Annotated in this window: 18 protein-coding genes and 2 tRNA genes; 16 read left to right on the top strand and 4 right to left on the bottom strand. The window is 64.4% G+C overall.

Annotated elements, in window-relative coordinates; translation table 11 throughout:
• The first annotated feature begins 140 nt into the window (after positions 1-140).
• The 8 genes from AC1DCF_RS09000 to AC1DCF_RS08965 all read left to right on the top strand — a co-directional run bounded on the left by AC1DCF_RS09000 (position 141) and on the right by AC1DCF_RS08965 (position 8,134).
• Positions 141-1,784: an ABC transporter substrate-binding protein gene (locus AC1DCF_RS09000; RefSeq protein ID WP_477210711.1), complete on the top strand. Its 1,644-nt coding sequence runs from the start codon at positions 141-143 to the stop codon at positions 1,782-1,784.
• Between the two features lie 96 nt (positions 1,785-1,880).
• A complete protein-coding gene (locus AC1DCF_RS08995) occupies positions 1,881-2,972 on the top strand; it encodes an ABC transporter permease (protein WP_477210710.1) in 1,092 nt (363 codons plus the stop codon).
• A gap of 2 nt (positions 2,973-2,974) precedes the next feature.
• On the top strand, positions 2,975-4,069 hold the full coding sequence (locus AC1DCF_RS08990) for an ABC transporter permease (protein WP_477210709.1): 1,095 nt from the start codon (positions 2,975-2,977) through the stop codon (positions 4,067-4,069).
• Positions 4,066-5,754: a dipeptide ABC transporter ATP-binding protein gene (locus tag AC1DCF_RS08985; RefSeq protein WP_477210708.1), complete on the top strand. Its 1,689-nt coding sequence runs from the start codon at positions 4,066-4,068 to the stop codon at positions 5,752-5,754. Before AC1DCF_RS08990 ends, AC1DCF_RS08985 begins: the two co-directional genes overlap by 4 nt.
• A gap of 4 nt (positions 5,755-5,758) precedes the next feature.
• Positions 5,759-6,625: an ATP-binding cassette domain-containing protein gene (locus tag AC1DCF_RS08980; RefSeq protein ID WP_441791658.1), complete on the top strand. Its 867-nt coding sequence runs from the start codon at positions 5,759-5,761 to the stop codon at positions 6,623-6,625.
• On the top strand, positions 6,609-6,983 hold the full coding sequence (locus AC1DCF_RS08975; protein WP_477210707.1) for a TfoX/Sxy family protein: 375 nt from the start codon (positions 6,609-6,611) through the stop codon (positions 6,981-6,983). The genes AC1DCF_RS08980 and AC1DCF_RS08975 overlap by 17 nt, the downstream gene beginning before the upstream one ends.
• Complete coding sequence (locus tag AC1DCF_RS08970) at positions 6,980-7,984, top strand: D-isomer specific 2-hydroxyacid dehydrogenase family protein (protein WP_477210706.1); 1,005 nt, start codon at positions 6,980-6,982, stop codon at positions 7,982-7,984. The genes AC1DCF_RS08975 and AC1DCF_RS08970 overlap by 4 nt, the downstream gene beginning before the upstream one ends.
• A 77-nt stretch (positions 7,985-8,061) precedes the next feature.
• Positions 8,062-8,134 (top strand) — tRNA-Asn (locus AC1DCF_RS08965).
• A 50-nt stretch (positions 8,135-8,184) separates the two neighbouring features.
• On the opposite strand, the gene AC1DCF_RS08960 is transcribed toward AC1DCF_RS08965, so the two are convergent.
• Together AC1DCF_RS08960 and AC1DCF_RS08955 are read right to left on the bottom strand one after the other, a co-directional pair.
• On the bottom strand, positions 8,185-8,952 hold the full coding sequence (locus AC1DCF_RS08960; protein WP_477210705.1) for an EI24 domain-containing protein: 768 nt from the start codon (positions 8,950-8,952) through the stop codon (positions 8,185-8,187).
• A 68-nt stretch (positions 8,953-9,020) separates the two neighbouring features.
• Positions 9,021-10,601, bottom strand: a complete 1,581-nt coding sequence (locus AC1DCF_RS08955; protein ID WP_477210704.1) for a deoxyguanosinetriphosphate triphosphohydrolase family protein — start codon at positions 10,599-10,601, stop codon at positions 9,021-9,023.
• A gap of 259 nt (positions 10,602-10,860) precedes the next feature.
• Here AC1DCF_RS08955 and AC1DCF_RS08950 point away from each other — a divergent pair, with 259 nt between their 5' ends.
• The 3 genes from AC1DCF_RS08950 to AC1DCF_RS08940 are packed head-to-tail and all read left to right on the top strand — an operon-like array spanning position 10,861 to position 12,765.
• Positions 10,861-11,739 (top strand): sensor histidine kinase, encoded by an 879-nt coding sequence (locus AC1DCF_RS08950; protein WP_441791648.1) that lies wholly within the window; start codon positions 10,861-10,863, stop codon positions 11,737-11,739.
• On the top strand, positions 11,714-12,463 hold the full coding sequence (locus AC1DCF_RS08945) for an AzlC family ABC transporter permease (RefSeq protein ID WP_477210703.1): 750 nt from the start codon (positions 11,714-11,716) through the stop codon (positions 12,461-12,463). Before AC1DCF_RS08950 ends, AC1DCF_RS08945 begins: the two co-directional genes overlap by 26 nt.
• On the top strand, positions 12,460-12,765 hold the full coding sequence (locus tag AC1DCF_RS08940) for an AzlD domain-containing protein (RefSeq protein ID WP_477210702.1): 306 nt from the start codon (positions 12,460-12,462) through the stop codon (positions 12,763-12,765). The genes AC1DCF_RS08945 and AC1DCF_RS08940 overlap by 4 nt, the downstream gene beginning before the upstream one ends.
• A 3-nt stretch (positions 12,766-12,768) precedes the next feature.
• On the opposite strand, the gene def is transcribed toward AC1DCF_RS08940, so the two are convergent.
• Positions 12,769-13,335 (bottom strand): peptide deformylase, encoded by a 567-nt coding sequence (gene def, locus AC1DCF_RS08935; RefSeq protein WP_477210701.1) that lies wholly within the window; start codon positions 13,333-13,335, stop codon positions 12,769-12,771.
• Positions 13,336-13,375: 40 nt separating this feature from the next.
• Between def and AC1DCF_RS08930 the strand changes: the two genes are divergently transcribed.
• The 5 genes from AC1DCF_RS08930 (at position 13,376) to AC1DCF_RS08910 (ending at position 17,452) form a co-directional block, all read left to right on the top strand.
• The gene (locus AC1DCF_RS08930; protein WP_477210700.1) at positions 13,376-14,290 is read left to right on the top strand and encodes a DMT family transporter; all 915 of its coding nucleotides are present in this window, start codon (positions 13,376-13,378) and stop codon (positions 14,288-14,290) included.
• A gap of 150 nt (positions 14,291-14,440) precedes the next feature.
• Entirely contained in the window at positions 14,441-15,700 is a 1,260-nt protein-coding gene (locus tag AC1DCF_RS08925) for a glycosyltransferase (protein WP_477210699.1), read from the top strand.
• A gap of 81 nt (positions 15,701-15,781) precedes the next feature.
• Positions 15,782-15,855 (top strand) — tRNA-Ile (locus tag AC1DCF_RS08920).
• Between the two features lie 101 nt (positions 15,856-15,956).
• Positions 15,957-16,265, top strand: a complete 309-nt coding sequence (locus AC1DCF_RS08915; protein ID WP_477210698.1) for a helix-turn-helix transcriptional regulator — start codon at positions 15,957-15,959, stop codon at positions 16,263-16,265.
• Positions 16,265-17,452, top strand: a complete 1,188-nt coding sequence (locus AC1DCF_RS08910) for a tyrosine-type recombinase/integrase (protein ID WP_477210697.1) — start codon at positions 16,265-16,267, stop codon at positions 17,450-17,452. Before AC1DCF_RS08915 ends, AC1DCF_RS08910 begins: the two co-directional genes overlap by 1 nt.
• 52 nt (positions 17,453-17,504) lie before the next feature.
• On the opposite strand, the gene AC1DCF_RS08905 is transcribed toward AC1DCF_RS08910, so the two are convergent.
• Entirely contained in the window at positions 17,505-17,711 is a 207-nt protein-coding gene (locus AC1DCF_RS08905) for a hypothetical protein (RefSeq protein ID WP_477210696.1), read from the bottom strand.
• Positions 17,712-19,314: the final 1,603 nt, after the last annotated feature.

Genomic DNA, 19,314 nt, shown 5'->3' with positions numbered 1-19,314 from the left:
ACGTTGCAGCTTCGTAAAGACTTCTACCTTTTCTCCGACTGGCCCGTTTTCTGTGCTAGTTCTATCCCTACAGCAATGTCGCCGTAACCCCTTTTTTCGGCGACACCGCATGAGATAAACGACAGGAAGAGGTTACGGATATGACATCCGCACCCACGAACGGTAAACGCGTTTTCGCGGTCGCAGCAACAGCAGCTGCGGCCGCTCTCGTTCTCGCTGGTTGTTCAGCCGGCGGGTCGTCTGGAGGCTCCACGGACGCCGCCGGCGGCGGAACGATCATCATCGGCACGACCGACCTGGTCACCGTGCTCGACCCGGCAGGTTCGTACGACAACGGCTCGTTCGCCGTGATGAACCAGGTGTTCCCCTTCTTGCTGAACACGCCGTACGGCAGCCCGGATGTCGAGCCCGACATCGCGGCGACGGCCGAGTTCACGGCACCGACGGAATACACCGTCACGCTGAAGCCCGACCTCAAGTTCGTCAACGGCAACCCGCTCACCTCGTCGGACGTGAAGTTCACCTTCGACCGTCAGCTCAAGATCAACGACGCCAACGGTCCGGCCTCGCTGCTCTACAACCTCGACAGCGTTGAGGCGAAAGACGACACGACCGTCGTCTTCCACCTCAAGCAGGCCGACGACCAGATCTTCCCGCAGATTCTGTCGAGCCCGGCCGGCCCGATCGTCGACGAAGACGTCTTCTCGGCCGACGCGATCACCACCGACAAGGAGATCGTCGACGGTCACGCGTTCGCCGGCCAGTACGACATCACGAGCTACGACTTCAACAACCTCATCGCGTACAAGGCAAACCCCGACTACAAGGGTCTGCTCGGTCCGGCGAAGAACGACGTCGTCAACGTGAAGTACTACACCGACGCGTCGAACCTGAAGCTCGAAGTGCAGAAGGGTGACATCGATGTCGCCTGGCGCAGCCTGTCGGCCACCGACATCGACAGCCTCCGTAGTGACAAGAATGTCAAGGTTGTCGACGGCCCCGGTGGAGAGACGCGCTACATCGTCTTCAACTTCAACACCCAGCCGTACGGCGCGACCACGGCAGAAGCCGACCCGGCCAAGGCCTTGGCTGTGCGTGCTGCAGCCGCAGACCTCGTCGACCGTGCTGAGATCGCCAAGCAGGTCTACAAGGACACCTACACCCCGCTCTACTCCTACGTTCCGGCCGGTTTGACCGGTGCGACAGAGTCGTTGAAGCCGCTTTACGGCGACGGCAACGGTGGGCCGGATGCCGACAAGGCGAAGGCGGCACTGGAGGCAGCAGGCGTGACCACCCCGGTCGTGCTGAACCTGCAGTACAGCAACGACCACTACGGCCCCTCCTCGGGTGACGAGTACGCGCTGATCAAGTCCCAGCTGGAATCAACCGGTTTGTTCACGGTGAACCTGCAGACGACCGAGTGGGTGCAGTACTCAAAGGACCGCTCCAGCGACGTCTACCCGGCCTACCAGCTCGGCTGGTTCCCCGACTACTCAGACGCCGACAACTACCTCACGCCGTTCTTCCTCAAGGAGAACTTCCTGAAGAACCACTACGACAACCCGGAGGTGAACGACCTGATCCTGCAGCAGGCCGTCACGCCCGACGCGACGGAGCGCACCGCACTGATCGAACAGATCCAGGACAAGGTAGCGGGCGACCTGTCGACCCTGCCGCTGCTCCAGGGCGCCCAGGTGGCCGTGACCGGCGCCGACGTGACGGGAACCTCCGACACGCTCGACCCGTCGTTCAAGTTCCGTTACGCCGCACTCTCGAAGGGCTAGTCAGATCCACCGTTAGGTTCGCCCTAGCTTGAAATGACGGGGGCATCCAGTCGTACCGGCTGGATGTCCCCGTCGCCTTGAAATCGTAAGGACAGCATGACCACTGTGGCAACGGCGCCGGCAGCATCATCACACGCTCCAGCCGGGCGCAAACGAACTTCACCGGGCGGGGGGATCGGGCGCTACATCCTGATTCGTTTTCTGCTCATTTTCCCGACTATCTTCATCCTGGTCTCCATGGTGTTCTGGCTGATGCGCACCACCGGAGACCCGATCACCGCAGCACTCGGCGGCCGGCTCAGCGCCGACCAGCTCGCCGAGCGCATCCACGCGGCCGGCTACGACCGACCGATCCTGATCCAGTACGTCGAGTATCTCGGCCAGATTTTCACCGGAAACTTCGGCACGACGATCAGCACCAACCGCCCCGTCGTCGAGGTGCTCACCACCTACGGCACGGCGACGGCCGAGCTGGCGTTCTACTCGCTCCTCGTCGCGTTCATCGTGGGTATTCCGCTCGGAATGGTCGCGGCGTACTGGCGTGACCGGGGCCAGGATGCCTCCCTGCGCGTCTTCGCAATCCTCTGCTACGCCACACCGGTGTTCTTCTCCGGTCTGCTGTTCAAACTCGTCTTCGCCGTCTGGCTCGACGTGCTGCCGGTCTCCGGCCGGGCCTCGACGCGGGCCGAGCTTCAAATGCAGATGCTGCCGAACAAGACGGGCTTCTATACGATCGATGCGATCCAAACCGGAAACCCCGCGGTGTTGGCGGATGTCCTCCAACACGCCGTGCTTCCCTCGCTCGCACTCGGGCTTCTCACCGCCGGCGTCTTCTTGCGCCTTGTGCGCGCCAACGTGATCGGCACGCTCGGCACGGACTACGTCGACGCCGCGCGATCCCGCGGGGTCAGCGAGTTCCGCCTTGTGAGCAAGCACGCCTACCGGCCGGCGCTCATCCCGATCATCACCGTCATCGGACTGCAGATCGCGCTGCTGCTCGGCGGTGCTGTGCTGACCGAGACGACGTTCGAGTGGAAGGGCCTCGGCTTCATGCTCTCCGAATTCCTGAAAGCGCGGGACTTCGTCGCGGTGCAGGGCATTGTCGCCCTGCTCGCCGTCATCGTCGCGCTCTCGAACTTCATTGTCGACATCATTGCCGCGATCATCGACCCGAGGGTGAGGTACTAGCCATGACCGAACTCATCGACACCCCGACTGCCGACATCCGTCGCCCGTCGCTGTGGCAACGCCTTCCCGTCGTGCATCAGGTGCGGCAGAGCGTCGGACTGCAGCGCGGGATGCTCCTGGCCGGCCTCACGATCACCGGCTTGTTCATCTTCACCGCGATCTTCGCGCCACTGCTCGCGCCATACGGCTACGACCAACTGCGCGACGCGAGCGGAGTCTTCGGAGCGCAGCAACCGCCCGGAGGGGCCCATCTGCTGGGCACGACGGTCGGTGGCTATGACGTGCTGTCCCGGGTGATCTGGGGAGCGCAGACCGCGATCTTCGTGATCGTCGTCGCCGTCACACTGTCGCTGTTCGCGGGGGTGGCGCTGGGACTCGTTTCCGGCTACTTCGGCGGCTGGCTCGACCGCGTGCTCGTCGTCGTCTGCGATGCCGTCTACGCTTTCCCTTCGCTGCTACTCGCCATCGTCATGTCGATCGTGATCTCGGGCGGAAAGTCCGACCTCGTCGGTGGTGTGCTCGCCGCGGCGATCTCGATCACCGTGGTGTTCATTCCGCAGTACTTCCGGGTGATCCGTGCGGAGACCGTGCGGATCAAATCCGAGGCCTATGTCGAATCGGCGCGAGTTCTCGGCGCCAGCAACAGCCGGATCATGTTCCGTCACGTTCTGCGCAACGCCACCCGCACCCTGCCCCTGATCTTCACCCTGAACGCGTCGGAGGCGATCCTCACGCTCGCCGGACTCGGCTTCCTCGGCTTCGGTATTGAACCGTCGTCGGCCGCGGAGTGGGGTTACGACCTGAACAAGGCGCTCTCAGATGTCACGAGCGGCATCTGGTGGACCGCGCTGTTCCCCGGCCTGGCCATTGTGCTTGCCGTGCTCGGCATCACGCTCGTCGGGGAGAGCCTCAACGACCTCGCCGACCCGCGCCTGCGCGGCCGGCGCCGGGTCGGCCAAGACTCAGGTCTGGTGGCCGAAACCTCGGTGGTTCCCGGTGGCTCGCTCGACTCGGTGCCCGGTATTTCCGGCATCGAACCCAGCGGAATGCCCGACTACAGACGGCCTGAAGACGACGGATTCGAGGGACGACCATGAACGACATCGTGACAATCACCAACCTGGGGGTGTCCTTCTCGACCGACGCCGGAGCGGTGAAGGCCGTCGACGGGGTCAGCCTCACCGTCGCGCCGGGGGAAGTGCTCGCCATCGTCGGCGAGAGCGGCAGCGGCAAAACCGTCACCGCGAAAACTCTTCTCGGCCTCCTCCCGGAAACGGCGACCACCAACGGTGTCGTGATCCTGCGGAGCAAGGACGGCTCCGACCAGAACGACGTGCTCTCGGTCAGCAAGAGCCGGTTGCGCTCGCTCCGCGGCACCGACGTTTCGATGGTGTTCCAGGAGCCCTCCACGGCTCTGAACCCCGTCTACACCGTCGGCTGGCAGATCGCCGAAGGGATCATGGCGCACGGCAAGTTCTCCAAGGCCGAGGCGCGGGCCAAAGCGATCGACATCCTGGGCCGGGTCGGAATTCCCGAGCCGGAGGTGCGCGTCAACTATTACCCGCACCAGTTCTCGGGCGGCCAGAAACAGCGAGTCGTCATTGCGATGGCCTTGGTGCTCGACCCCGGCCTGATCGTCGCCGACGAGCCGACCACGGCACTGGATGTGACGGTGCAGGCTGAGATCCTCGATCTGTTGCGTCGCTGCCGTGACGAGTTCGGTACCGCGATCGTGCTGATCACCCACAACATGGGAGTCGTCGCCGATCTGGCCGACCGGGTCGCGGTGATGTACCAGGGCAAATTGGTCGAGGAAGCCGATGCCCAGACTCTGTTCAGCAACCCGCAGGCCGACTACACCAAGCGCCTGCTGGCCGCGGTGCCGCACGTCGGGCAGGGCATCGCGTATGCCCGGGCTCGCGCAGAAGCGCGGACTCCGGAGTGGGAGGCGCAGGCTCCGGTCGTCGTCGCCGACAATCTGCGCATCGACTATCCGGGACGGTTCGGCCGGGCCGCATTCACCGCCGTCGACGGGATCAGCTTTTCGATCAGACCGGGCGAGGTTCTGGGCCTGGTGGGGGAGAGCGGATCCGGAAAGACCACGACCGGGCGAGCGATCGCCGGCCTGACACGGGTCACCGGCGGGTCGCTGCAGGTGCTCGGTCACGAGATGAACGGGGTCAAGGAGCGTCGCTTCAAGAAGATCCGGAACAACATCGGATTCGTCTTTCAGGATCCGGCGTCGAGCTTCAACCCGCTCTTGACCATCGCCGACTGTGTGGCGGAGCCGCTCATCGTTCACGGGAGGTTCGCGAATCCCGCAACGGCGAGAAAGCGAGTCGACGAACTGCTCGAGGCGGTGCAGCTACCGCGTGCCTACGGCGATCGGTATCCGCACGAGTTGAGCGGTGGGCAGCGGCAGCGCGCCAGCTTGGCCAGGGCACTCGCCCTGGAACCCGCGCTGTTGATCGCCGACGAGCCGACCTCCGCACTCGATGTGTCGGTTCAGGCGCGTGTGCTCGAGTTGTTCGCCGAGCTGCAGCGCGAGTTCGGGTTCGCCGCACTGTTCATCAGCCACGACCTGGCCGTCGTCGATATTCTGGCCGACCGGATTGCCGTGCTCTACCGCGGCAAACTCGTGGAGGAGGGAACCGGCGCCGAGGTGCTCGGCGCGCCGCAGGATCTCTACACGCAACGGCTCCTCGCCAGCCTGCCGGTGCCGGATCCAGCCGAGCAAGCACTGCGGAGGGAAGGGCTTCGACGTCTGCGTGCGGCAGGATAGGAACATGACCAGCGGCAAAGTCTCAGCCTTTCCGATCTCGACGAGCGATCTGACGATTGAGTACCCGCCACACGGCGCCAGCGCGGCGTTCGTCGCGGTGCACGGTCTCACGCTGCGTCTCGCCCCCGGGGAGGTGCTCGGTCTGCTCGGCGAGAGCGGATCGGGCAAGAGCACCGTGGCGCGCATCCTCTCCGGTGCGGCGCTCAGGAGCGACTACGGCGATGTGCGCCCGGTGATCACCGGGGGAGAGGCGAGCGTACTCGGTCACAAGCTGCGGCGAATCGGTCGTCGGGCGCTCAACCAGGTCACCTTCGGGGTGGGCATGCTGGCTCAGGATGCCGCCGAAACGCTGCCGGCCACGATGACGGTTTCTGAGATCGTTGCGGAGCCGGTGCTCGACCGGGATCGCCGGTTCAACAACGTCGCGCTGGCGAACCGAGTGGCCACGATGATTGACGCGGTGCGGCTTCCGCTGGCGGTTCTCGACAAATTTCCCTACGAGCTCAGCAGCGGTCAGCGCCAGCGGGTTGCATTGGCCCGTGCGCTCGTGTTCGGGCCGGAGCTGCTAATCGCCGACGAGCCGACCGCCGGGGTCGATGCGACGGTGCGCAATGCGGTGATCGACCTGATCGGTGAGTTGCAACGTGAGCGCGAGTTCTCCGCCCTGGTGATCAGCCACGACCTGGCCGTGCTGCGCCGGGTGGCGAACCGGATCGCTGTCATGCACCAGGGTGTTCTGGTCGGACTCGGAACCATCGACGATGTCTTCACCGACCCCTGGCATCCGTATGTGGCCGAGATGGCGAAGGCGTTGACGATCACATCAGTCGATCATCACGAGAAGGCCAACAACCATGTCGACAAGCCCTGACACCGTTGCATTCATCGAAGATCAGCTCGGCGGGCTGAACGTTCGCACCCGGGCCATGTTCGGCGAATTCGGCCTGTACTGCGATGAGAAGATCGTGGCGCTGATCTGCGATGACTCCCTGTTTCTGAAACCCAGCGCCATCGATCAGGGGCTGCTCGAACGCACCGAGCTCGCGCCGCCGTATCCGGGGGCGAAGAACTACCACCGGGTGCCGGGCGACGCCCTGGAAGACCGGGACTGGCTGGGCGAGGTGGTGCAGGCCACCGCCGACGCGTTGCCGCTGCCGAAGCCGCGCGCGCCGAAGGCTCGCACCTCGAAATCAGCGTCGGGCCCGTCTTCGTCGGATAGCCAGCGATGACCTCGTCGGGCGCTCCACGCCACCGCGCGATTCTGGCCACCGAAGTTCTCCCGCTTCCCGCCCCGCGGCGCCCGGTTCCCGGCCCGATCGCGGTGCTGCCGAATGCCGAAAAGCTGTTCACCGACGCGGTGACGGATGCCGGTGGCACCCTGGCGCCGCTCTCAAACGAGACGCGAGGCCTCGTCTGGCTCTCCTACTCTCGTTCCGACGAGCTGGGGGAGATTCTCGCGGCACATCCGCAGCTCGGCTGGGTGCAGCTTCCCTGGGCCGGTGTAGACGCGTTCAGCGCCATTCTGGCGGCTCACGACCGCCCCGGACTGCTCTGGACAAGTGCGAAGGGTGCCTACGCACAGCCCGTTGCCGAGCACGCGCTCGCCCTGACGCTCGCGCAGCTTCGCGTGCTGCACACCCGCGCGCGGGCGACGGCGTGGGATTCGGTGCCGGCAGGTCGCTCACTGTACGGCCGCAACGTCGTCATCATCGGCGCGGGCGGCATCGCGCTCGAACTGATCAGCCTGCTCGCCCCGTTCGGAGCACACGTCACGGTGGTGCGACGGAGCGAGGCCCCGGTGCCCAGCGCCGAGCGTACGGTGCCCACCGGTGACCTGCTGCAGGTACTGCCGGAAGCCGACGTGGTGGTGGTGGCGGCCGCGCTCACCGGCGACACCCGCCACCTGATCGGCGCGGCCGAGCTGGCTGCCATGAAACCGGAGGCGGTTCTCGTGAACATTGCCCGGGGCGGCCTCGTCGACACCGCTGCGCTCGTGCAGGCTCTGGCGACGGGAGTGATCGCCGGGGCGGCGCTCGACGTCACCGATCCGGAGCCACTGCCCAATGGGCATCCGCTCTGGAGCGAGCCACGATGCCTGATTACCCCGCATATGGCCGACACGCCCGAGATGACTTCGCCGCTGCTCGCCGAGCGAATTCGTCTCAATGTGCGTGCGTTCCTTGAAGATTCAAGGTTCGTAGGCGTCGTCGACCCCGCCCGGGGCTACTGAACGGGCGGCTGAGGAGGCCTGCTGGATTTGGTGATGCGGCAACCTTTGATAAAGTAGCAACGCTGCTTCGGCAGTATTCCTCGATAGCTCAATTGGCAGAGCAGCCGGCTGTTAACCGGCAGGTTGTTGGTTCGAGTCCAACTCGGGGAGCGAAAGGCCACCAAGGGCTCCACCCCTGGTGGTCTTTTTTGCTTTAACCGCTACGCCGCCTTGGTTTTTGTGTTCCGACCGGATCCTGACGCAACGTCGAGCGCCGCGCGCGCAAGGAACGTCGACCCGGCAACGGCCGCCGGCATCGTGAACACAGCGCCCAGCGGAATCAAGTACAGCAGCTGAGTGGCCACCCCGAATCCGAGTAGCCGCCAGCGGATCCCACGGCGAAGCGTCCGCTGAGCAGGCCCGGGAATTCCGCGAGCGTCAAACGCTCGGGCACTGAGTTCCACAGCCAACAGGCGTCCCGACAGCACGACGCTCAGCGAAGGTGCCAAGAGGCCGCCAATGACGGGGACGAAGCCGAGAAGGCCGACGCCGAACGCGGTGAGAATTCCCAACCCGATCAGGCCCAGTGAGCTGCGCACCGCGCGCCAGAAGCCGGCGCCTGATTCTGGAACCACCCCGCCGGCATCCTGCTCGGCAGCACGCCAAATGCGCTCGTAGAAGGGGTCGCCGACCGCGAGCGTCAACGCGGTGAACGTCACGGCAGCGATAACGATCGCCATCGCAAGGATTGCTGCGCCGGTGGCGGCACTGATAACGCTGGGCCAGGGATCGGGCCACGTTTCATCGAATGGTGTCAGCCAGTCGACGAGCGCCGGCAGCGAGAATCCGAGCGCGATCAACGCGGCCACCATCAGGGCGAAGACAATTGCGGCCGGCACAAGCCCGAGCATCATCACCGCGGGGCGCCGTTTCCAGAAGCCGAATCCGCGAATCAGACAGGCGACACCTGAGAAGAACTCTCCTGGCACAGTCAGTATCGGAGGGTCGGGGAGTTATCGGTCGGCATTGCCTCAGCCTAGATGAGCGCTGCGGTTGCCTACAGGCTGCGGCCCGACTCCCAGAGGTTGTCGGAGGTTCCGCTGACGAGGGCCGCGACCGAGATCGCCTGCGCATCGGTGAATGAGGCGATGTAGTCGACGACCGCACGCGATCGGCCCAAACGCGCGAGATCGTTGTCGCTCGTGCCGAGGCCGACCGCTGTGAAGAACTCGGGGCCGTTCGCACGAAGCACACGGTACTCGGCTGTCGCAGCCTCGATCGAGTCGAGCAACCTGCGTGGGGCGCGCGGCGCGTCATCCGGATCATTCAGCCAGAGGTGAAAACCGTCGGCGAGCGTTTCGAGCACGCGAGCCTGGCCGCGCTGGTACACAGCCAGGTCGCTGCGGTCGAGCACGAAGCGGGTATGCACGAACTTGAGCACGACGACGTCGTGCCAGGCGTGGCTGCTGAGGCGAACGTGCCCGCTGCGCACGTTCGGGTTGTGCTCGACCCGGATGGAGCCCTTCAACCGGTCGATCCACCGCCGGGTGAACGCCGACACAGCGCGGTCGGCCTCGAGGCCGCCGTCATAGGGAATGGTGAGAAGCCCCTCGACGAGGTCGTTCGTGACGCGCTCGACCGATTGGCGGAAGCGCTCGGAATCAGCGATCCAGGAATCCTTCGCCCAGGTGTGCCGCCAGGCCGCCTCGAGCGCGTAGCCGGGGCGCCGCAGTGCGACTCCGGCCTGCAGCTCGAGGGCATCCAGTGCTCCGAGCACGCTTTGCGCCGCGAGCCAGCCGTTCAGCTCGGCCGACACAGAGGTGTACTGCAGAACGCCGGCGCGGTAGAAGTCATCGAGGTCGTGCACCGAGTAGGCGATGTCGTCGGCGATGTCCATCACCGAGCACTCGACGGTCTGCTGGTGCCGGTCGATCGCGGGGAATGCTGAGCGCACATCGGCCATCTCGAGGGCATCAATCGAGTACGCCGAGAACTTGATGGCTCCGGATGCCGAATCGGCGCCGACGCCGCGCGGGAGCAGTTCAGCAGGCTGCGGGGGCAGCGACCGCCACTCATTGCGGGTCCACGGGTACTTCAGCACTGCGGCCCGCACGGCCTTGGTGAGGTTGAGGCCGCGCGGGGTGGCGTCGCAACTGTCGAGAGCGGTGAGGATGCGGAAGGTCTGGGCGTTGCCCTCGAAGCCGTCGGGCAGGCCGAGCTTGGTACGCGCCACTCGATCGAGCACCTGCTCACCGAGGTGGCCGAACGGCGGGTGGCCGAGGTCGTGCGCCGCCGCGGCCGCCTGAACGACAACGGGGTCGCAGCCGCCGAGATCTGTGATCGTCGCGCGAACGACATCCGGGGCGTCGCGAAAGCCGACAGCGATCGAGCGCGCGACGGCGGAGACCTTGAGCGAGTGGGTGAGTCGGTTGTGCACGGTGGTGCCGGACCCGGCCTGCGGGATCACCTGGGTAACGGCCGAGAGCCGCGAAAAATAGGGGGAGAAGCGGATGCGCTCAAGGTCAACGCGAAACTCGTCCTCGCCCGGGGCGCCGGGCTCACCGGTTCCGGTCGCGGTGCTCTCGGCGATCGCGCGCTCGCGTCCGTCGCCGGTGTGTGATCGTGCATAGGTCTGCATAGTGTCAGTCAGCCTAGCCGCGTGACGGATGACGGTGAATCAAGCAGTGCCCGTATAGTGATCGAGGAGCAATCGCTGAGTGATCAGCGGAAATCCACGGATTTCGGTTCTTCCCGAACCACGCAAGACTGCGGCCGTTGCGCTGCTGACTCTGCGGAGTTCGATTCATTCTTCGGGGGCGAAAGACCATCCAGGGCCCACCTGGCGGTCTTCTCGTTTACCGCGCACGGCACAGGTCGTCGAACGAAAGGCGATTCAGATGGATCTCTGGCTCATCATCAGCGTGGGGCTCGCGGTACTCGCCGTCGCCTTCCTTGTGCTCTGGATCGTTGCAGCACGAAAGGCACGTCGCACCACGTTCGACCGCTCGGCGGCCGAGCGGGCGCGCATCGAGCTGGAGCTCTCACTGGCCGAGCAGCAGGGGCGTCTGGGCATCATCCGCGAGTTGCAGGATGTCGCTGTGTTGTCGATCTCCCGTCTGATCACTCGTGCAGAGGGTGCGAAATACACTGCGGAAAGCGATCCGTCGACCGCCGTGCGCGCGGTGACCGCCGTCGTCACGGACGGCCGCGATGCCCTCGCCGACATGCGCCGTGTTCTCACCATTGCCCGCGAAGGGGAATCAGTGGCGGCGCCAGGCCCCGGCCTGCAGTCGGCCCGCGACCTGTTTCGAGTCATGCGGGACGCCGGCCTCGTGGTCAGTTTCACCGAGACCGGACAGGGATTTGCGCTGAAGCCTGGTGCCGAACTGGCCATCTTCCGCATTCTGCAGAGCGCGCTGGCGAACACCCTCAAGCACGGCGGCATCGGCACCGAGGCCCGCATCTCTTTCACGTGGACCCAAGACGGCCTGCAACTGTTGATCGACGATGACGGCATCCGTGCCGCTGCGCGTCGTGAGAGCGCCGATGCCGGCGAGTTCGCCGCCCGCACGAGCTACACGATCGACGACGACCTCAAGGCTTTGAGCGAGAACATCGCCGGCGCCGGTCTCACCCAGATGCGCGAGCGCACTCAGCTGTTCGGTGGCGTCTTCAACGCCGTCACGGTTCCGGGGGTGGGTTTCACCGTCTCCGCCGTTTTCCCGTCTCTTCGCTTTCACAACGGTGTGCATGGTGTCGACCTCGCCCAGCGCTGATCTCGACGCTGAGGTCGGCGCCCTCACCCGTCAGCAGGCGACCAGGGCATCGCTCGCTGTGGGCATCGCCACCGCTGCCTATGGAATCTCGTTTGGTGCGCTGGCAGTCGCCTCGGGTTTGGATATCTGGCAAACCTGCTTTCTGAGCCTCGTGATGTTCTCCGGTGGGTCGCAGTTTGCAATGATCGGAGTGCTCGCATCCGGAGGCCTTGCGGCCGGACCGTCGGCAATCGCCGGTGCCGTGCTGCTCGGTACCCGCAATAGCATCTACGGGATGCGCACGTCCTCGATCGTCGGACCGGGATTCTGGCGGCGCGTGGCGGCGGCCTGGATCACGATTGACGAGTCAACAGCGGTTGCGCTGGCACAGCCGACGCCGCGGAGCCGATCGATCGGGTTCTGGGTGACCGGGCTGATCATCTTCGTCGGGTGGAACCTCACCACTCTGCTCGGTGCTCTGATCGGCGACGCCCTCGGCGATACGAGCGCCTACGGGCTCGACGCTGCTGCGGCGGCCGCTTTCGTCGGGCTTCTCTGGCCGCGGTTGAAGCGACTCCAGCCCGTTGTTGTTGCCGTGGCTGCGGCGGTAGTTGCAGCGTTGCTGACGCCAGTGCTGATGCCGGGACTGCCGATTCTCGCCGCGGCGGTCGTCGCGATTGTCGTCGGCTGGTTCAACTGGTTCGGTGAACCGGCGTCGGCCCGGGTGGGGGAGGCGACGCGATGACCCTCTGGCAAATCATCATCCTGGCGTCGATCGGATGCCTCGTGCTCAAGCTCGCCGGCTACCTGGTTCCGCCGTCGCTGCTGACGAAACCGGCGCCGGCCCGCATCGCGGACCTGCTGACGGTGGCCCTGCTCGCGGCGTTGATCGCGGTGCAGACGCTCGGGGCAGGGCAGGCGATCGTCTTCGACGCGCGGATTCCCGCCGTGCTCGTCGCCGTCGTGCTCTTCGCCCTGCGCGTGCCGTTCATCGTGGTGGTGATCGCGGCGGCCGGAGTGGCCGCCGCGATCCGTGCGTTCGTCTAAGCCTTAGCCCTCGAGGTCATCGACGCCGGGCATCCAGCTGAGACCGTCGACGCCCCAGCCGTTCTTGCGGCGCACCTTGACGGCGATCTTCGCGTAGTGGTGCTCCAAGCGGTCCACATAGAGAGTGCCGTCGAGGTGGTCGAATTCGTGCTGGAAGATGCGGGCGAGCCAGCCGTCGGCATGAATTTCGAACGGCTTCTGGTCGAGGTCGACGGCCTTCAGAATTGCCGATTCGGCTCGGCGAAGCGGAAAGCGTTCGCCGGGGAACGAGAGGCAACCTTCGACGTCCTCGTCTTCATCGGCCTCATCGGCCGGAACTGGGGTGATCCACAGTTCGGGGTTGATTGCGACGCCTCGCCACGCCACATCGTCGTCGTCGACGTACCCGAAGGTGAAGAGCCGCAGGGGCACTCCAACCTGGGGGCCGGCCAATCCGACGCCGGGGGCGGCATCCATCGTCTCGAACATGTCTTGCACCAACTCGCGCAGTGTGTCGTCGAAATCGACGACGGGTTCTGCGGGGGAGTGAAGAACGGGGTCACCTGAAATTACTATCGGTCGTACGGCCATTCAGCAAGAATATCTCTCCCGCGCTCGATAGGGTCGTTGAGTGACCCCCGACCTGATCAACCTCGCCGTGGACATTCCTATCGACCCGCGTCAAGCCATCGGAATCCCGCTGGCCCTGATCGGAGCTGTCTTTCTCTCGCTCGGCGCCCAGTTCCAGCATCGTGGCGTGACCAAGGTCGAGGCGCACACCGAAGAGGTCACCGGCGGACTCAATGTTCGTCAGCTGACACTGCTTCTTGCCCGGCCGTCGTGGGTGTTCGGAACGATCATGCTCGGGCTTGCGATTGTCTTTCAGCTCACGAGCCTCTACTTTGCACCGCTCATCGTTGTGCAGCCGCTTGGCGCGGTCGCCCTGGTGATCACGGCGATTCTGAATTCACGAATTTCGAAGGTCAAGCTCAACCGGTCGTCGATCATTGCGATCTGCATGTGTGTCGGTGGTGTCGGTCTCTTCGTCACGGTTGCGGCATTCACCGCCGTCGACAAGCCAGTGACCGACCAGAATCTGGTCACGATTCTGATCATCCTCGCGGTCGTGCTGCTCATCGCCGGCGTGGCCTTCTTCTTTTTGCGCAAGAGCTTCAAGGCAATCTTCTACATCATCGCGGCCGGGGTGCTCTACGGTTTCGTGGCGACCCTGGCGAAGGTAGTGCTCAACCGCGTCCAGCACGGCAATGTTGAGGTACTCACCGTGCTCTGTCTGCTCGGTCTGCTCACGGCCGCGCTGCTCGGCGGCTACTTCGTGCAGAACGCCTACGCCTCTGGGCCGCCAGACCTCGTGATCGCCGGTCTCACCGTCGTTGACCCGCTGATCGCGGTTGGTATCGGAATCCTTGTTCTCGGTGAAGCATCCCAAGCTCCGCTCTGGGCCGCCATCACCTTCGTGGTTGCCGGCGTCATCGCAATCTGGGGTGTGTTCTTGCTTGCGAGATACCACCCGCAGGCCAAGGACTGACCCCGGATTGTCGGCTCGCCAGGGTTTGCCGGACTCGTTCAGCCGCATCGGATTAGACTGGGACGCGAGCGAAGCTGTTCGGCGGGGGCCGTCGACACTCATTCTTAGCCGGTCGACATTCCCGGCCCACCAACGTAGGGATTATTCCTCTTGACTGATTCGACCGATTTGCCGAGCACCGTGCCTTCTCGCACAGAGCCGGTGGCGAAGAAGCCGATCCGGGTGCTGATTGCCGCTGACACTTTTGCACCCGATGTGAACGGCGCGGCCCGGTTCGCCGAGCGTCTGGCTGCCGGCCTGGTCGCACGGGGGCATGATGTGCGCGTTGTCGCACCGGCCGCGTCACGCAAGCACGGCACCTTTGCTGAAACGCACGAAGGTCAGCCGCTGACCGTGTACCGCCTGCACAGCTGGCGCTGGTACCCGCACGACTGGTTGCGTTTCGCGCTGCCGTGGATCATTCGCCGCAATGCGCGTCAGATTCTCGACACCTTCCAGCCCGACGTTGTGCACTTCCAGTCCCACATCAACATGGGTCGTGGAGTGACCATCGAGGCGGCGAAGCGGGGGATCCGCATCATCGGAACCAACCACTTCATGCCCGAGAACATGCTTGAGTTCTCCATGGTTCCGAAGGCGCTGCAGGACCGGGTGATCAAGGCGGCTTGGAAGGCTGCCCGTCGCACCTTCGGTCGTGCCGAGGCCGTCACCACGCCGACGCTGCGTGCTGCACAGTTTCTCGAGAAGTACACCGGGCTGACCGGCGTGCATGCCATCTCCTGCGGTATCAACGCCGACAACTACACCCCGAATTTCGAACCGCGCACCGAGAATCGCATCTTGTTCGTCGGACGCGTCACCGGTGAGAAGCAGATCGACGTGCTGTTGAAGGCCGTCGCGTTGCTCGATCCGCAGCTGAAGACTCAGGTCGAGATCGTGGGCGGCGGCGACCAGAAACGCAACCTTGAGAACCTGGCCGATGCCCTCGGCATCCGCAACCGGGTCACGTTCACCGGTTATGTGACGGATGCTGAGCTGCGCGCCGCGTACACACGCGCCACCGTGTTTGCCATGCCGTCGATCGCAGAGCTGCAGAGCATCGCCACGATGGAGGCGATGGCGTCTGGTCTGCCGATCGTCGCAGCGAATGCGATGGCATTGCCGCACCTCGTTCATGACACCGAGAACGGCTACCTCTTCGAGCCGAGCAATCCTGACGATCTGGCTGCGAAGTTGACGACGGTGCTCACGGCCAGCCCTGAAGAGCTCAACGCGTTGAAGAACGAGTCGTTGAAACTCATCGAGGCACACGACATCAATCGCACGCTCAACACCTTTGAGAGTCTGTATCGCGGTGAGCCGGTGGCCGAAAACGTCAACAACAGCGCAGCGGCGCACTCAACGGAGTAGCAGGTTCTCGCGAACCTGTATCGTAGGTCTTCGATGGCCGGACCGGCCATCGAATGTCGTGGGCGTCACTGACGCACACGCGGGGCGGTAGCTCAGCTGGTTAGAGCAGCGGACTCATAATCCGTCGGTCATGGGTTCAAGTCCCATCCGCCCTACTCTGAAACATCGATTGACCAGGGTTTCTTGTCCTAGCTGAAAAGACAAAGACTCGATGCGTTTAACGCTTATTCAACGAATATTCGTCGATACCCGCCTCGTGGAGGCCTCTCTCGACGCGGCGCACGGCCCGGTTCGGGCCAGCTGGGGTGGCCTCGAGCACCTACCGGCTATGGACACCGAACGCTTCTTGGGGCTTGGTCTTGAGCCCATTCTCACCACGAGCGAGCTCGCCGAGTATCTCGGCGTGCACGTGCAGGCCATCTACGATCTGCGCTCCGACGGGCGCGGCCCGTCTGGTATTCGAGTCGGCCGGGAAATTCGCTACCGCGTCTCCGATGTCCTCCGCTGGTTGGATGCTCTTCACGAGCCCTCATCCAGCATGAGGACCCGTGAGGGGGCGCGCTGATGGCCGGCCGACCACGCCTGCCGATCAGCACGTTCGGCTCGATCAAAACGACCGAAGTCGGCGCCGGGCGCTTCCGGGCTTGGACCCGCTTCCGCGACTGGGACGGTCAGACACGCCAGGTCACCGCTACCGGGTCGAGCCGGAACGGGGCGGCGACCGCGCTCAAGGTCGACCTTGCCCAGCGCATGCGCGCCGGCGATGCCACCGACTCGTTGGACGCGGGCTCGCCGTTCCCGATGCTTGCCGATGCATGGCTCGAGGACCTGCTGCTCGACGTCGACCGCGCCGAGAGCACGAAAGAGATCTACGAACGGGAGCTGCGGGGCCTCGTGCTGCCGTCCTTCGCGCACTACACAGTTCGCGAGGTGACTGTCGGGCGAGTCGAGCGGTACCTGAAGATGCAGCGCGCGACGTCGTACACGCGCGCGAAGCACTCGCGCACGATCTTGAGCATGGTGTTGGCGTTCGCGGTACGGCGGGAGATCATCCCTCGCAATCCCGTCAAGGAGACCTCGCGAATGAAGAAGCCCAAACGCACCCCCAAGGCGCTCTCCCCGGAGCAGATCGCAGCGATCCGCGCCGCGGCCCGCGAGTGGCGCACGGCGGAGGGCACGAAGGGGCCGAAACCCGACGGCCAGGTGCGTGACCTCATCGAGGTCATGCTCGGCACGGCGACGCGCATCGGCGAGACGCTGGCGCTCCGCAAATGCGACGTGGATATGGCCGCCGACCCGCCCCGAGTTCACATCAGCGGAACGGTCGTGGTTCGGACGGGTGCCGGCGTGCTCCGTCAAACGCATCCGAAGACCCACGAGTCGAACCGGGTCGTCGCAGTGCCGCCGTTCGCGGCCGAGGTCATTCGCCATCGACTGGCGTTGACCGCGGGGGAGGACGCCGAGCACCTGCTGTTCTTCACGCGGAAGGGAACCCCGCTCGCGCCGCACAACGTCAGACGCACCTTCCGCGAGATCCTCAAGGTCGCCGGTCTCGAGGGCATGGAAATCACCCCGCATTCATTTCGCCGGACCGGTGCTACGCTGCTTGCCAACGAGCTCGGTATTCAGGCCGCGGCCGACGTGCTCGGACACACTTCGACGTCGACGACGAAGGAGCACTACGCCGAACCCGACCGCACGGTGAAATCAGAGCCGGCGGCGGTGCTGCAACGGTTGGCGCCGGACTTATAAATTTCAGGTTTGACGGTGCCGCCACCGTGGCGGCACCGTCTGACCTGGCCTTTTACCGATCAATGGTGAACCGGGTGGCTTCCTGACGACGTGCGGCGTCTTCAGCGATGAGATCCCTGACCTCGCGGTACAGGGACGCGGCTTCGGAGCGCGCCAAATCGGCACCGGTGATGAGTCTCTCGACCGCGCCGGTGAGTTGCTCATGCAGCGCATCGATCTTCGCGTCGCGCGCTTCTCGGGAATCTGGCCTTGTGGCCATGTGCGCACCTCCATCGTCTGATCGCCAGAGCTCTGTGACTCTGTGACTCTGTGACGATGAGGTGCGCCAGGTGTGCCAGCCGGACATGGGGATGACGCTACGGCCGCCTCGCAGGACGTCCCAAGTGCTGTCGAACTACCGTTCACTACTTGATGCGCAACCGACGAGAAACCTCGGGTAGCAAAACGCGCGATTCTTCCGGCGCCCATTGACGAAACCCGCTGCCTGAGGAATTCCGCGCGATGAGCGCGTACCTGGAAGCTGAACGGCCGACTCTTTGAAACGAGAAGTGCCCACACTGGGCCCGCGCCTCAGCTGACAAATCGAAGAATTGTGTCACTTTCAGAACGAGTCTGCGCCTGAGCGGAAGGATCGATATGTGTGAGTCAGGCGTGGCCAGGGTTGTTGCGTATGACGCCCCCTCATCGGGCATAATGTCGGGCGGGGTAAACGCGGCGGCGCGCGCCGCCGAGCTCCTCGATCCCTGCAGCTGCGTAGGAGTGTCCGAATGCGGTCCGGCCTACGGGCTGGCCCGCTACTGGGCCCACTGGCGGGCGGCGGTCGGGGGTGGCACTTCAAATAGGGGAGCATTGCCCAGGGTCAACTGTTCGGGTCGAAGCTTCGACTTTGGGCGAGCTTCCCGCCGTGATGCGTAGACGGCCGAGCCATCTGATAGTCCATGATGAGGTCATGCCGCTGTACCCTCACCTTGCCAACCGATTGGCAAATGCCGTTCCTGGCCTGTGCCTTGTTGTATTCGCCGCATCGCAGCTTCCGAACGCGGAAGTCTCGTGGTTCCTCTTCATCATTGTCATCGCCGGGACATTATTAATGATCCGCGGGTACAGAATGGGCGCGCGATGCAACGAGTCCGCGGTAATCGTCTATGGACTCCTCTACACACGCACCATCGCGAAGAGCGCCATCACGTCCGCGCGGACACCGATGTGGATGCTTTCCCCTCTCTCCGTTGGCGAACCACGGGTAACAGACGGAGGTGGACCCCAATTATTGCCTTCTGGGGAGTCAGCCGGGAGTTCCAATCCATCCGCCTGATCAAGTTGCGAAGACTCGAACAACTCCGAGGCTGGCTTGAACGTGGACCGAGGCGATAAAGCAACGTCCACTGAGATCCCCACTACCGGCGGACAGAAAAGTGGTTCTGTGGTCAGATCGACTCGGAATGCGCCAGGAAACCGTCCCGCAAGGGGTTCCTTTCAGGAACGGCGCTCGCTCCCCGGGGACAACGGTCGGGCGGCCCAAGGTGCGTCCGTTCAACGTCAACATCGGGGAATCGTGCTCGCCGCGACCGGCCGGGAGAGCTGAGGCCGCCTGATCTCGAGGTCGCGTGCGGGCCGCGCTCGCGCCGATGTGCCCACCCTTGCCGCCGTCAATGGCACTGAAGTCTCTAGCCCTGAGTTACGGAACTCATTCTTCGGCCGATTGAAGAGTGTGAGGAGCTTTACGACAACCTCGTCAACTACACCTACCAGTGGGGAATTTCGTATGTCATTGAGCGTCAACTTCGCCCCATCGATCGCTGGACTCACCTTGAGTCGAACTTCTGCCCCTCGCCCCATCGAAGAGCCTTCGACCTACAACC

This window comes from Leifsonia sp. 10L418, from assembly GCF_056395445.1.
Note: the sequence above shows the minus strand (reverse complement) of the source record. Positions and strands in the feature narration are given on the sequence as shown.